Genomic DNA, 12,704 nt, shown 5'->3' on the forward strand with positions numbered 1-12,704 from the left:
CTCGCCCACGGCGTCACGCCTGCTCCCACGAGCGGGTGTGGCGCCTGCGAGCGGGTGGTGGGCGGACGGCATACGGCCATTAGGGTTGGGCTCATGTGTGGAATCGCCGGCTACCACGGACTGAGCGCCAACGACGCGCTCCTGCAGACGATGAACGACTGCCAGGAGCACCGCGGACCCGACGGGGAGGGCATCTTCGTCGAGGGCCCCTGCGGCATGGCTCACCGTCGCCTGTCGATCATCGACCGGGCCCACGGCCAGCAGCCGATGGCCACCGCCGACGGGCGCTACACGATCGCCTACAACGGTGAGGTCTACAACTACCTCGACCTGCGCGCAGAGCTCGAGGGCCTCGGTCGCACGTTCGTCACCGACAGCGACACCGAGGTCGTCCTCGAGGCGTTCGCGCAGTGGGGCGGCGAGGCGTTCGACCGCTTCAACGGCATGTTCGGCCTGGCCATCTGGGATCGGGAAAAGCAGCGGCTCACCCTGGCTCGCGACCACTTCGGGATCAAACCGCTCTACGTATGCCGGGTGGCCGGCGACCAGGGCGACGCGCTGTTGTTCTCGAGCGAGATCCGTCCGATCCTCGCCAGCGGCCTCTACGAGAAGAAGCCCAACGAGCGCTCGATCTACCGCTACCTGAAGTTCCGCGCCCACGAGGACGGGACCGAGACCTTCTTCGACGGCATCGAGCGGCTGCAGCCGGGAGAGATGCTGGAAGCCGATGCGGACGGCATACGCCGCAGCATGTTCACGCGGCTGCGTGAGGAGCTGGCCGAGCTGGCTCTCGAGCAGCGCCCCTACGACGACGCTGCCGCGGCCGAGTACAAGGAGCGCCTCGTCGAGGCGATCCGATTGCGCCTGCAGTCCGAGGTCCCCGTCGGCACCTCGCTCTCCGGTGGGCTTGACAGCTCGGCCGTCGCCGTCATCATCAACCAGCTCATCAACGAGGGCGACCAGCTCACGCAGTCGGTCGGGGTGCAGCAGAACACCTTCAGTGCCGTCTTCCCGAACTCGATCAACGACGAGGAGAAGTACGTCGACGAGGTCCTGGAGATCTGCGAGGGACACGTCGACGGGCACAAGATCCTCCCCAAGCCCGACGAGTTCAAGGCCGACCTGCGCGACTTCATCCGCACGCAGGAGGAGCCGCTCATCTCGAGTGGGCCCTATGCGCAGTTCCAGGTGATGCGCGAGGCGACCAAGCACGTCACCGTGCTCCTCGACGGTCAGGGCGCCGACGAGATGATGGCCGGCTACATCCCCTACTACGCCGTCTACCTCCGCCAGCTGCGGGCCCAGGGCGCCAAGGTCGCGGCGGCCGAGCTGAGCAAGTCCCTCGACGTGCTCTATCGGCTGGGTCGGTTCAAGGTCAAGGCCAAGCTCCAGGGGCGCAAGGACGTGCCGGTCACCTCGCTCATGAACGCCGAGTTCGTGTCTCGCTTCAGCGACGAGCGCTTCCCCGTCGAGCAGGGCAACCTCAAGAAGCGCCTCATCGAGGACCTGTTCCACAACAGCCTGCCGAGCCTGCTGCGCTACGAGGACAAGAACACGATGCGCTTCAGCCTCGAGGGGCGCGTGCCGTTCCTCGACAAAGAGGTCGTGAAGTTCATCTTCGGCCTCACCGACGAGGCGATCATCAAGGACGGCTGGAACAAGCGCATCCTGCGGGACGCGACCCGCGGCGTGCTGCCCGAGTCGATCAACCGTCGCCGCAACAAGATCGGCTTCACGACACCGCAGTCCGAGTGGTTCATGCGGCTCAAGAACCACTTCTACTCGATCTTCCTCAGCGAGTCGTTCGCGAACCGCCCGTACTTCAGGCAGACCGAGGTGCTCCACGCGTTCGAGGGGTGGATCAAGGGCAGCAACAACGCCGACACGATGATGTTCTGGCGCTTCCTCAACCTCGAGCTGTGGCTCCAGGAGTTCTTCGACGAGGCGCCCCAGGTCGACAAGGCCGTCGTGCAGGCCGCGCCCAAGGACGACACCCAGCCCAACGCCGGCAAGAACCTCGACATCACCACCGAGCGGGGCGAGACCGTGCGCCGCTACCCGCTTCGGACCGAGCTCTTCGCCGAGGGCGACGACCTCGACGCCAAGGTGCTGCCGCGCATCGACGAGTTCTTCGAGACACTGCCCACGGCCGGTCCCGAGCACGACGCCGCGACCCGGGGCCGGTGGTTCCTCTTCATCTCCGAGAAGATCATCGCCATCACCCAGGGCCGGTCGTACTTCATCTGGGACATCAAGGTCGGCAAGCCCGCCCGCGTCCTCTCCAAGTACGTCACCCGCACCCCCGCGGGCATCGGCCTCGGGTCACCGTTCACGATGCAGCTCGCCATCGAGGAGGCCGGACTGCCCCGTGTCCTCTATGCCGCGGCCGGCGGGGCCGTGGGCAAGGCGATCGGTCGCAAGGGCCTGTTCTACGAGCTCGTCGGCAACGACATCGCCGCCATCGACGGCCCGACCGAGTACAGCGCGTACCCGTCCAACGTCTCCGCCAAGCTCGCGCCCAAGGACCCCGACGAGGTGGCCGCACGACTGTCGGCGGGGATCCGCAAACGGGTGCCGGCGGCATACCGGGACTCGTTCGCCGGGACGATCGTCATGGACGCCAACGACATCGGCCGCAACGTCCTCGGCAGCGACGTGCCGGGCGACAAGGCGCGCTTCGAGGAGATGTTCGCCGACAACCCTCTCGGCCAGGGCAGCGAGCAGACGCCGATGGCCCTCGTCTTCATCCAGGGTTAGCTCGCGCCGACGGTGGCCTCCTCGCCGGTGGCGTTCTTGACCCTGGGGCTGAGGGACCAGGCGAGCCATCCCAGCGCACCGAGTGGCACCTCCATGAGGTGGGTGAAGATCGAGAAGAGGAAGACTCCTGCGCCGGCTGAGGCCATGTCGGCGCCCCAGCCGACCAGGGCGCCCACCGACGCGATCTCGGTCACGCCGACCCCACCGGGAGTGACGCCCACAGCGGTGACGAGGCGCCCGATCGCGAACGCTGCGAACAGGATCCCGAGCGGCTCGTAGACACCGACCGAGTGCATGATCAGGACGAACAGCAGGTAGTAGAAGCCGAAGAACCCGATCATCCCGAAGGTCATCTGCATCCACCCCGTGCGCACGACCTCGTTGATGCGTCCCCGCATGTCGTGGACGAGGGCGTCGATGCTCATCGTCCGCTTGCGGCGGCGGAACAGCGGCGCGAGGAGCTTGTCGAGGCCGCGGCCGATGGTCTGGGCCGCCCGCTCGCTCGCGAGGACGGCGACGAACACGCCGAAGATCGCGAGCCCGGATGCCGTCGCGACGAAGGCGGCACTCGTCAGCGACCCGGGCAACCCGTCGTTGCCGACCCACAGCATGATGATGGCGACGATGGGCAGCGCGATCCGCGCGAGCGTGTTCCACACGCCGGTGACGATCGCCGAGGTCGAGACGTCGCGGTTCTGGAAGCCCCACGACCGCAGGATCGTGTAGGTCGCGGCCAGGCCGACCGCGCCCCCGCCGGGCAGCAGGTTGCTCACCGACGATCCGCAGATGTTGACGATGAACGCCCGCCAGTTGCTCAGACCGGGCAGGGACCCGGTGAAGGTGAACGTGTAGCAACCCAGTCCCACGAGAACGAGCCCGAGGAACCCGAGCGCCTGCCAGGCTGACACGGCCGCCACCCGACCCCAGATCTCGCTCCAGCTCGCCCCGGCGAACCGCGGGAAGCCCCAGCCGAGCAGCGCGACCGCAAGCGCGAGCCCCACGACGGCGCGGATGACCTGCTTGGTCCGCGTGCTCACGGCAGTCCCTCGAAGATGTCGCGGTGTATGCCGGCTCGGCCAGCCCCGCTCATGGTCGGGTCTCGGAACCACTCGCGCCCGAAGACGATGTCGTAGAGGGGGCGGGGGATCCTCAGGAATGCCGCCAGGGTGCGGTCACCGCCGTCGCTCGAGGCCTGCGACGCGTGTGCCTGCATCGAGGCACGCTTCGCGCCGGCCTGGCGACGCACGTTGACCCGATGGGTGATGTCGGCGCGTGCGGTGTAGCTGCGCTCGAAGACGCTGGGGTCGAACTCGTCGGGGTAGTGGTAGAACCTGCCGACCCATCGCACCGCCCGGGCGATCGTGTCGCGGGGGACAGTCGCCTCGAGGACCCGTGGGGTGGCGGCGATCTCGGCGGCCCGGGCTCCCACCTCGTGGACCCTGACGTGGTCGCGGTGGCCGTAGCCGCCCTGCGCGTCGTAGGTGAGGAGGACGTCCGCGCGCTCGGTCCGCAGGATCGCGGCGAGACGCTCGGCGGCCTCCTCGAGCGGCGCGCGGCAGAACCGGACCTGACCGGGCGGGTCCGCCGGGATGGGACCCTCGTGGCCCGAGTCCGCGTAGCCCAGCCACTCGACCCGGGCCACCCCGAGGGCATCGGCGGAGGCGCGAGCCTCCTCCAGCCGGACGTCGGCGAGGGCGGTCCTCCGGGTGACGTCGTTGCTGCCGCCGGTGCCACTCCTGAACTCGTCCGCAGCGAGCCCGAGGGCTCCGTCGGTGGCGACCACGAGCACGACGCGGTGCCCCTCGGCGGCGGCCTTGGCCATCGTGCCGGAGGTGAGCAGAGCCTCGTCATCGGGGTGGGCGTGGAAGGCCACGAGCGTGCGCGTCATCGGGCCCATCCTGACGCATGGCAAGGTTGACGCTCGTGAAGGTCGCCCTGTTGTCGGACTGCTATCTGCCTCGCCTCGGCGGGATCGAGGTCCAGGTGCACGATCTCGCGCACCGGCTGAGCGCGGCCGGGCACGAGGTCGAGGTCGTGACGGCCACCGCGGGCGACACCCGAGCGACCACGACCGTCGTCGCCGAAGGCGTCACCGTGCACCGCCTGCCCCTGCCGGTGCCCGGCGCCCCACCTGTCAACCCGTTCGTCCGGGACCAGGTGCGTGAGCTGCTCGCCTCGGGCTCGTTCGACGTGGTGCACGGCCACATGGGCGTCGTCAGCCCGTTCGCCACGGACCTCATCGGTGTGGCGGTGGACATCGGGCTGCCGACCGCCGCGACCTGGCACTGCGTCATCGACCGCAGTGCCCCGGTCTTCAGAGCGCTGGGGCACGCTCGCCGGTGGAGCGAGGCCGGCGTGGCCCTGTCGGCAGTGTCGGCGATGGCGGCTCACCGGGTGAGCGCCATCGCCGGCGGCGCGGACGTGCGTGTCCTCGGCAACGGCATCGACGTCGACCAGTGGCGTCCCGCGGACGGTCGGGTGAGGCCCGACGACGGTGTGGTGCGGGTCGTGAGTGCCCTGCGGTTCGTGCGGCGCAAGCGCCCGGGCGCGCTTCTCGACGTCCTGCGGCGCGCGCGCGAGGAGCTCGACCGGGTCGCGCCGGACCGGCGTCTTGAGGCACACCTCGTCGGCGACGGCCCGCAGCGTCGCCTTGTCGCTGCGCAGGTCCGGCGGCACGGCCTCGACTGGGTCCACCTGTCCGGGCGCGTGACTCGCGACGAGCTCCGCGACCTGCACTGGCGCGGCGACATCTATCTCACGACGGCACGTCTTGAGGCCTTCGGCATCGCGGCGCTCGAGGCCCGCACGGCAGGCCTGGCCGTCGCCGGCCTGCGCGGCACCGGAATGGACGACTTCGTCGCGGACGGTCTCGGCGGCATACTCCACCGTTCTGATGGCGACCTCGCGACCGGACTCGCACAGCTCGCCGCCGATCCCTCGCGACTGGCGCAGATGCGTGCCCACAACCTCGGTACGCCGCCCGCACAGTCGTGGGGGAGCATCGTCGAGGCGACCCTGGCCGAGTACGCCCGAGCGCAGCGGGGCGCGTCGTGATCGACATCGTTGCGCTGCACGGTGAGCGTGAGGTGGCGCGCTTCGACCTGGCCCACGGGGCCGACCCGGCGGTCGAGCTCGTGCGCCGGGGGTGGGCGGGCACGGCGGTGTCGGCAACGCGCCGCTCACCGGACGACCTGACGATCCGGTACGCCGTGGAGCCCACGACTGTTGCGTCCGCCGACCCGAGGGACGTGCCCCTGGACGCAGACCTCGAGACCGAGGACCTGGCGAACCTGGTTGCGTACCAACGCATTGCGGCGTATGCCGTCGTCCGCAGCTCCCACGGCGTCCTCGTCACCGAGCTGTCGACAAGGACGAACGCGGCCGGCCTGTGGAACCTGCCCGGCGGTGGCCTCGACCCCGGTGAGGAACCCGCGGACGCGGTGGTGCGCGAGGTCCACGAGGAGACCGGGCAGCACGTGGTCGGCGTCGAGCTGCTCACCGTCCTGACCCGGCACTGGGTGGGGCGGGCGCCGAGCGGGAGGGTCGAGGACTTCCATGCCGTGCGCCTGTTCCACACCGCTCACTGCCCCCAGCCGACCGACCCGGTGGTGCTCGACGTTGGCGGGTCGACGTCCGCCGCCCGGTGGGTGTCCGAGGCGGACCTCGCGGGCCTGCCGCTCGCGAGCTCTGTGCCCGAGGCACTCGCCGTCGCCGGGGTGACCGTGCCGTGACATCTCTGCCTTCAGTGGCACTCGCTCCGGACGGACGTGGCCCACGTGGCGGTCAGCTCGCTCAGGCCCTGAACCGCTGACCACGCAGGCCCGCGAGTCCGAGGACGACGAGCAGGACTCCGGCGCCGACGACGGCGACAGGTCCCACGACACCCCAGGGGATGTCGAGATCGGTGGCCTGTGAGACGAGCACGGCGATGGCGCCCAGCAGGCCGAGGAGGCCGAAGACCGAGGTGGTCGGAGCCGGACCGGACTTGAACTCGGGCACCCCGAACTGCTGCCCCTGCGCCCAACCCTGCGTCGTCGGTGCCGTCGGTGCCGTCGGTGCCGATGGAGCTGCAGGCATTGGGTCGGGGTCCGTGGCACGGTCCCGGTCGTCGAGGAGGGTCTCGATCGTGGTGGTGTCGTCGTGCTTCGGGTGTTCGCTTGTGACTTCGTCGTGCTGGCTCATGGGTCAGCCCTCCTGGATGGTGATCTGGCCGAACGTCACGTCGGCGCGGACGATGACGGTGGGGGCACCGGTGCCGAGGTCGACGGTCAGCGTCTCGCTGGGCCCGTCGGCATCGCCCCGGTCACGTGCGGAGACGCCTCCCGGCAGGTTGCCGCGCACCTGGACGTCACCGAAGGCCGAGTGTGCGCGGATCTGGGCGCTGGCCCCTGCAGGCACGATGATCGTCATCTCGCCGGCGCCCTGCTGGACCTCGATCTGCTGAGGGACGGACGGCACGGCAGTGGTTGGTGGGGCCGGCGGTGACACGGACGGACCCGGAGTGGCCGAGGCGCTTGGTGCGGGAGCGGTGGGAGCCGTCGGAGCAGGGGTGGGAGTGGGCGCCGGGGTCGGCTGCTGAGCAGGGTCGGCGAGCTGGGCGACGAGGGGCCTCAGGTCGAGCGTCGTCTCGCCTGCGCCGAGCTCGTAGCGGGTCATGGTCGTCGACACGGCCGGCGTCCAGGTGCGGGTGCCCTGCCCTCCGCTCCACGCCTCGTCGCCGATCGCAGCGCCGACGGTGCCGAGCCCGAGGATCGTCACGAGGGCGACCGACATCAGGCTCCGGCGGCCGGTCAGGCCGATGACCATCGTGGCCAGCGAGGCCGCGCCGAGGGCGATGATGCCCCCGAACAGCTCGCGGGAGCCAGAGAAGTCGAGGGGTTCGTCGAGCATGAGGCCGGCGCCGTAGCCGACGATCGCGACCCCGAGGACGAGAGCGAAGCCGGCGAACCCTGCGCCTCGGCGGCGCGGACGTCGCGGGGGCGGCGGAGCGAGCGGCTGGTGGGCGCGTGGAGGCACCGGGGGAGCAGGGGGCGGTTGCCAGTCGTCGGACGCCTCACCCGTGGCGCCCCGGGTGCCCGGGTGGGTGGGGGCGTAGGACGCGGAAGCCGAGCTGGCGGCATACATGTCGGGTCCGGTGGGACCAGTGGCACCCGCCGCCGTGGGGGCGGCCACCCACGGGGATGCGGCGACGCCCCCCTTGCGCTGCTGGTGGCGCCACACGAACCAGCCGATCACGGCGAGCGGGACGATGCCCCAGCCGATGAGGAACCCGTCGTCCCCGAAGATGATCGCCGCGATGACGATGAGCGCGATGATCGACAGGGCGATGGCACCACCGGCGTCACTGCTGCCGTCACGGTCGAGGGCGTCGCGGGCCATGATGCGGCCGGACTCGTCGGGCAGCAGGAGCCACGCGACGAGGTAGACGACGACGCCGAAGCCACCCAAGAGGGTCAGGGCGATCACGGCCGCCCGGACGAGGACCGGGTCGACGTCGATCCGGCGGGCGACGCCGGAGCAGACCCCACCGAACCACTGGCGGGAACGGTCACGGCGGATGCCGATCGAGAGGATGTCGTCCCAGAACTTGCTGCTCTGCGACTGGCTCTGGGGCTGGCCCTGCGACTGACCCTGGTCGTGGGCGGTCTGAGCCGGCCCTGGTGTCTGCGTCATGTCACCAACAGTGGCCGACGCAGGGCCGTGCTGCCATGAGGGTCGACCCTGACGGCGCCCTGAGGTGACCCCCACGAGACCCCTGCACCCACCGACATCCCTGCGTTCGTGCGTCAGGATGGGGGTGTGGCCACACCCTACGAACGCGTCAAGGACCCGGCGGTCGTCCTCCCGCCGGGACGACCGGCGCTGACCCGACCCCTCCACGGGCGGCGGCTCGGCGGGGTGTGTGCCGGCATCGCCGACCACCTCGAGGTGCGCCGCCGCTGGGTGTACCTGGCCTTCATCGTCCTGACGATCTCGGGCCCGGGTCTGCCGGTCTACCTCTTCCTCTGGGTCGTGACGCCGTCGAGCGACCTCGGCGGTGAGCAGCGCGAGCCCGGCGCCCTGCGTGCGGTGTCCGGCCTGAGCGAGTCCAAGTGGGGCACCTTCGTCGCGGCCGGCGGGCTGCTCGTCCTCGTCGGGACGGTCGTGGGTCTGCAGTTCGCCGGCGTGGACGTGCGTGCCGGGGTGCTCCTGCCACTGCTGCTCATCGCCGCCGGTGTCGCCGTCGCCTGGTCGCACCTCGACGACGCCGAGCGCACCAAGTGGCTCGGCACCCAGCAGCAGGACCGCGGCATGCTCGTCCTGCGCCTGGGACTCGGCATCACCGTCGCGGTCATCGGCATCCTCGTGCTCACGGTCCGCGGCAACTCGTTCGCCGCGATCGGTGACGCCCTCCTCGCGACGGTCGCGGTCCTCGTCGGAGCCACGCTCATCGCCGCTCCGTGGGTGGTGCGTCTCTGGCGCGACTACCGGCAGGAGCAGGAGGTCGCGGCCCGGGCCAACGAGCGCGCCGACATCGCCGCCCACCTCCACGACTCGGTCCTCCAGACGCTCGCCCTCATCCAACGTCGCTCCCACGACCCCGCGTCGGTCACGCAGCTGGCCCGTGCCCAGGAGCGTGAGCTCCGCTCATGGCTGTATGCCGGTCCCGCTGGTTCCGACGAGACCCTCGCCTCCGCGGTCACGGCCGCTGCGCACGACGTCGAGGACCAGAACGGGGTCGTCATCGACCTCGTCGTCACAGGTGACCGCCCGCTCGAGGAGCACGGCACCGCCCTCGTCCGCGCGATGCGCGAGGCGATGCTCAACGCGACCCGGCACGGGGAGCCGCCGGTGACGGCATACGCGGAGATCGGGCCCAGCGGGGTCGAGGCGTTCGTCCGTGACCGCGGCGAAGGGTTCGACCTCGGCGACATTCCCGAGGACCGGCTGGGCGTGCGCGCCTCGATCCTCGGCAGGATGGAACGACACGGGGGCACCGCCAAGGTCCGCCGCCGTGAGGACGGAACCGAGGTGGAGCTCACGCTCCCACCTCTCGAAGGAGAGCAGTCATGAGCACTGAGCCCAAGAAGCCTGCAGCGCCCCGGACCGGTCCGGTCCGCGTCGTCCTCGTCGACGACCACCGCATGTTCCGCACGGGGGTGCGCAGCGAGCTCGCCGAGGAGGCCGGCGCCGCGATCGAGATCGTCGGTGAGGCGCCGGACGTCGAGGCCGCCGTCAAGGTCATCCGCGAGACCCGGCCGGACGTCGTGCTCCTCGACGTCCACCTGCCCGGTGGGACGGGCAAGGGCGGTGCGGACGTCATCAACGGCTGCTTCGGGGTCGAGAGCGCGGCCGGAGCCCCGGTGCGCTTCCTCGCCCTGTCGGTGTCCGACGCTGCGGAGGACGTCATCGCGGTCATCCGTGCGGGCGCTCGCGGCTACGTCACCAAGACCATCACGGCGCGGGACCTCGGCACGGCGGTGCGGCGGGTCGCCGACGGTGACGCAGTGTTCTCGCCGAGGCTCGCCGGGTTCGTGCTCGACGCCTTCGGGGCCGCGGCCGGCGAGATCGCCGAGGTCGACGAGGAGCTCGACCGCCTGTCGGCGCGTGAGCGCGAGGTCATGCGGCTCATCGCTCGCGGATACCAGTACAAGGAGGTCGCCAAGGAGCTCTTCATCTCGGTGAAGACCGTCGAGACGCACGTCTCCTCGGTGCTCCGCAAGCTGCAGCTGTCGTCACGCCATGAGCTCACCGCGTGGGCCATGGGTCGTCGGTTGGTGTGAGGCGCGCCCTCAGCGCACGTTGAGCTTCGGCGACGCGGCTCCGGGCGTCCTCGCTGTCGCGTCCTTGATGTCGGTGTCCGCGTCGGCGTCGGCGCCCAGGGCGCCGGTCTTCGTGCCCTCGCCGGTGCTCCCGTTGCCCACGACGCCGGTCGCAACCGCCGAGGCGGTGATGACCCCCGTGCCCGGGGCGTACTCGCTGGCCCGATATCGCTCGAAGGTCCCGACGACGTCGAGGAGGACGTTGGTCGTCCCGGCGCTGCCGTTGTAGATCGAGTAGCGGTTGGTCTCCGAGAGCGATGGCATGACCATGCTGGCCACCACCTGCCCGGCGGCCGGGTTCATGGCGCTGACGAGTGGTCGAGCATCGCCTGCGGCCCAGATCGTCAGGATGGCGGCCCTGGTGGGTGCGACGGCCGTGAGGTTGCCCGACAGCGACGTGGTCCAGCTGCCGGCCACGGCGTTGGCGTCGCCGGTGCCGGTGACGTTCGGCCCGAGCTTGCCGAACCCCTGGTTGCTGCGGGTGTCCAGGATGCGCTTCGGGTTGTTGAGTGCGGTGAGGCGGGACCCCTCGGGGATGGTGTCGTCGTCGAAGATGCCGACGACGTCGAAGATGACGTGGACCCTCTGCTTCGAGCCGTTGGCCACCGTGAAGGCGGGAAGGTTGTTGAGGCGCCCGACGGGGACGATCGCCATGTTGGGGACGGTGCGTCCGGCCGTGAAGTTCAGCGTGGACACCGTGGGCACGTCCAGCGAGTTGATGCCGTTCCACAGGGTGAGGAAGCCGGAACCCTCCGGAGCGACCGCTGTCACGTTGAGCGCGAGGGCCTTGACCTTCGGGTTGTCGGCGCCGAAGTCGGCGGTGAGGTCGAAGATCTCCTGACCGGCCACCTTGCTGTCGTTGCGGCTGTCATAGAGGCGGAACGGCTCGAAGGCATGGAAGGACCCGTAGATGCCGCGGGTGCCCGAGGTGCCGGCGGGGTTGCGGTAGTAGCCGACGACGTCCACGAGCACGTTGGTGAGACCGGCGCTCGTGAGAAGGCGGACCTTGCCGTTGAGGGTGCCGGTCCCCGTGCGGACGGTGACGAGGTTGGCCCCGGTCCAGCCCTTGGGGTAGTTCATGGACGAGGCGTTGGGTGGGGCCTGGCCTGCCGGGTAGGCGGTGAGGTAGCCGCCGACCGTGGGTGCCACGACGGTGATGTTGAGGACGACGGAGGAGATGCCGGTCGACGGCAGGCCGTTGGCGCCCACGATCTGGAAGTCCCGGGGGACCCCGCCGCGCAGCGGCGCCTTGGTCGCGCGCGTGTCCGCGAACCGTCGCGGCTTGGCCAGTGGTGTGTAGGAGCCGTCGGGGGTCGCGGTGCCGATCGCGGCGACGGAGACGGTGTCGAGGCGCGTGAAGTCGGCGTCGCGGATGGCGAGAGCGAGGTACTCGGCGCCGGTCTCCAGCGGCTGGACCACGAGGTCCACGGTGCACGTCCCGCCGGCCGGCAGGGTCGCGTTGGTGCAGGTGTTGTTCCTGATCTCGCTCGAGAGGTCGCCGGCCCAGGCGAGGTCCCGGACGGTCGTGGCCTCGGGCGTGGTGAAGGTGAGGCGGCGCGAGGCGGCGCTCTTGCCGAGCGGCAGGCTCCCGGCCCGCTGGGCGCCGACGGTGCTGTTGAGGCGGAGCTCGGCCACGGTCTGTCCGGTCCCGGAGCAGTTGGCCTGGAGGGTCGCGGCGAGGGAGGTGAGCTCATCACCTTCGTAGGCGAAGTCATGGACGGTGACCCGAGAGCTGGCGCCGTCGGTGCAGGTGGCCCCGTTGCTCGTGATGCGGACCGCGAGCCGGCCGGCAGCGGTGCCGGTCTGGAAGGTGCCGACCTTGAACCTCTCGCCCGTGAAGGCGCTCAGCCGCACGGAGGTCGTGCCGACGGTGAAGGTCCGGCTCGAGCCGGTGCCGGTGATGGTCGGCGACGGGGACGCGAGAGAGGCCACGGACGCGCCTGCGGGCGCCACGACCGCGAGCTCGTTGCGTGGCGGGACGGCCACGGAGGGTCCGGATGCCGAGGCGGTGAGGGGGGACGCGGTCGCGGACAGCGCGGCGACGAGGAGGAGCGCGCCGAGAGACGACGCGCGGGACGAGCGCTTCATGAGGTTCCCCTTGGTGAACAGACCGCCTCGCGCGATCGCGCGTCGGCACTGGGCGGA

General features: G+C 70.6%; 10 protein-coding genes. 5 read left to right on the forward strand and 5 right to left on the reverse strand.

Annotated features, from left to right (window positions below):
• Positions 1–93: 93 nt before the first annotated feature.
• Entirely contained in the window at positions 94–2,757 is a 2,664-nt protein-coding gene (gene asnB, locus ACFQW8_RS12200) for an asparagine synthase (glutamine-hydrolyzing) (RefSeq protein ID WP_380087699.1), read from the forward strand.
• Here asnB and ACFQW8_RS12205 read toward each other — a convergent pair.
• Entirely contained in the window at positions 2,754–3,794 is a 1,041-nt protein-coding gene (locus tag ACFQW8_RS12205; RefSeq protein WP_380087701.1) for a lysylphosphatidylglycerol synthase domain-containing protein, read from the reverse strand. The two genes, asnB and ACFQW8_RS12205, sit on opposite strands and share 4 nt — an antisense overlap.
• Positions 3,791–4,654 (reverse strand): PIG-L deacetylase family protein, encoded by an 864-nt coding sequence (locus ACFQW8_RS12210; protein ID WP_380087703.1) that lies wholly within the window; start codon positions 4,652–4,654, stop codon positions 3,791–3,793. Before ACFQW8_RS12210 ends, ACFQW8_RS12205 begins: the two co-directional genes overlap by 4 nt.
• Positions 4,655–4,680: 26 nt before the next feature.
• Here ACFQW8_RS12210 and ACFQW8_RS12215 point away from each other — a divergent pair, with 26 nt between their 5' ends.
• Together ACFQW8_RS12215 and ACFQW8_RS12220 are read left to right on the forward strand one after the other, a co-directional pair.
• Positions 4,681–5,811 (forward strand): glycosyltransferase family 4 protein, encoded by a 1,131-nt coding sequence (locus ACFQW8_RS12215; protein WP_380087705.1) that lies wholly within the window; start codon positions 4,681–4,683, stop codon positions 5,809–5,811.
• The gene (locus tag ACFQW8_RS12220; protein WP_380087706.1) at positions 5,808–6,488 is read left to right on the forward strand and encodes an NUDIX hydrolase; all 681 of its coding nucleotides are present in this window, start codon (positions 5,808–5,810) and stop codon (positions 6,486–6,488) included. Before ACFQW8_RS12215 ends, ACFQW8_RS12220 begins: the two co-directional genes overlap by 4 nt.
• 61 nt (positions 6,489–6,549) lie before the next feature.
• Here ACFQW8_RS12220 and ACFQW8_RS12225 read toward each other — a convergent pair whose 3' ends face one another.
• Together ACFQW8_RS12225 and ACFQW8_RS12230 are read right to left on the reverse strand one after the other, a co-directional pair.
• Positions 6,550–6,939: a hypothetical protein gene (locus ACFQW8_RS12225; RefSeq protein WP_380087707.1), complete on the reverse strand. Its 390-nt coding sequence runs from the start codon at positions 6,937–6,939 to the stop codon at positions 6,550–6,552.
• A gap of 3 nt (positions 6,940–6,942) precedes the next feature.
• Positions 6,943–8,430 (reverse strand): PspC domain-containing protein, encoded by a 1,488-nt coding sequence (locus ACFQW8_RS12230; protein WP_380087708.1) that lies wholly within the window; start codon positions 8,428–8,430, stop codon positions 6,943–6,945.
• A gap of 126 nt (positions 8,431–8,556) precedes the next feature.
• Between ACFQW8_RS12230 and ACFQW8_RS12235 the strand changes: the two genes are divergently transcribed.
• The gene (locus ACFQW8_RS12235) at positions 8,557–9,810 is read left to right on the forward strand and encodes an ATP-binding protein (RefSeq protein WP_380087710.1); all 1,254 of its coding nucleotides are present in this window, start codon (positions 8,557–8,559) and stop codon (positions 9,808–9,810) included.
• A complete protein-coding gene (locus ACFQW8_RS12240; RefSeq protein ID WP_380087712.1) occupies positions 9,807–10,520 on the forward strand; it encodes a LuxR C-terminal-related transcriptional regulator in 714 nt (237 codons plus the stop codon). The genes ACFQW8_RS12235 and ACFQW8_RS12240 overlap by 4 nt, the downstream gene beginning before the upstream one ends.
• 9 nt (positions 10,521–10,529) lie before the next feature.
• On the opposite strand, the gene ACFQW8_RS12245 is transcribed toward ACFQW8_RS12240, so the two are convergent.
• The gene (locus tag ACFQW8_RS12245; protein WP_380087714.1) at positions 10,530–12,647 is read right to left on the reverse strand and encodes a hypothetical protein; all 2,118 of its coding nucleotides are present in this window, start codon (positions 12,645–12,647) and stop codon (positions 10,530–10,532) included.
• Positions 12,648–12,704 lie beyond the last annotated feature (57 nt).

Origin of the sequence: Knoellia altitudinis (genome assembly GCF_042666355.1) — a bacterium.
Lineage (GTDB): Bacteria > Actinomycetota > Actinomycetes > Actinomycetales > Dermatophilaceae > Knoellia > Knoellia altitudinis.

What these genes read in the sequence shown, in the direction of transcription:
- ACFQW8_RS12240 (WP_380087712.1), top strand. Translation starts at nt 9,807, where the DNA reads ATGAGCACTGAGCCCAAGAAGCCTGCAGCGCCCCGGACCGGTCCGGTC.
- ACFQW8_RS12225 (WP_380087707.1), bottom strand. Translation starts at nt 6,939, where the DNA reads ATGAGCCAGCACGACGAAGTCACAAGCGAACACCCGAAGCACGACGAC.
- ACFQW8_RS12230 (WP_380087708.1), bottom strand. Translation starts at nt 8,430, where the DNA reads ATGACGCAGACACCAGGGCCGGCTCAGACCGCCCACGACCAGGGTCAG.
- ACFQW8_RS12210 (WP_380087703.1), bottom strand. Translation starts at nt 4,654, where the DNA reads ATGGGCCCGATGACGCGCACGCTCGTGGCCTTCCACGCCCACCCCGAT.
- ACFQW8_RS12245 (WP_380087714.1), bottom strand. Translation starts at nt 12,647, where the DNA reads ATGAAGCGCTCGTCCCGCGCGTCGTCTCTCGGCGCGCTCCTCCTCGTC.
- asnB (WP_380087699.1), top strand. Translation starts at nt 94, where the DNA reads ATGTGTGGAATCGCCGGCTACCACGGACTGAGCGCCAACGACGCGCTC.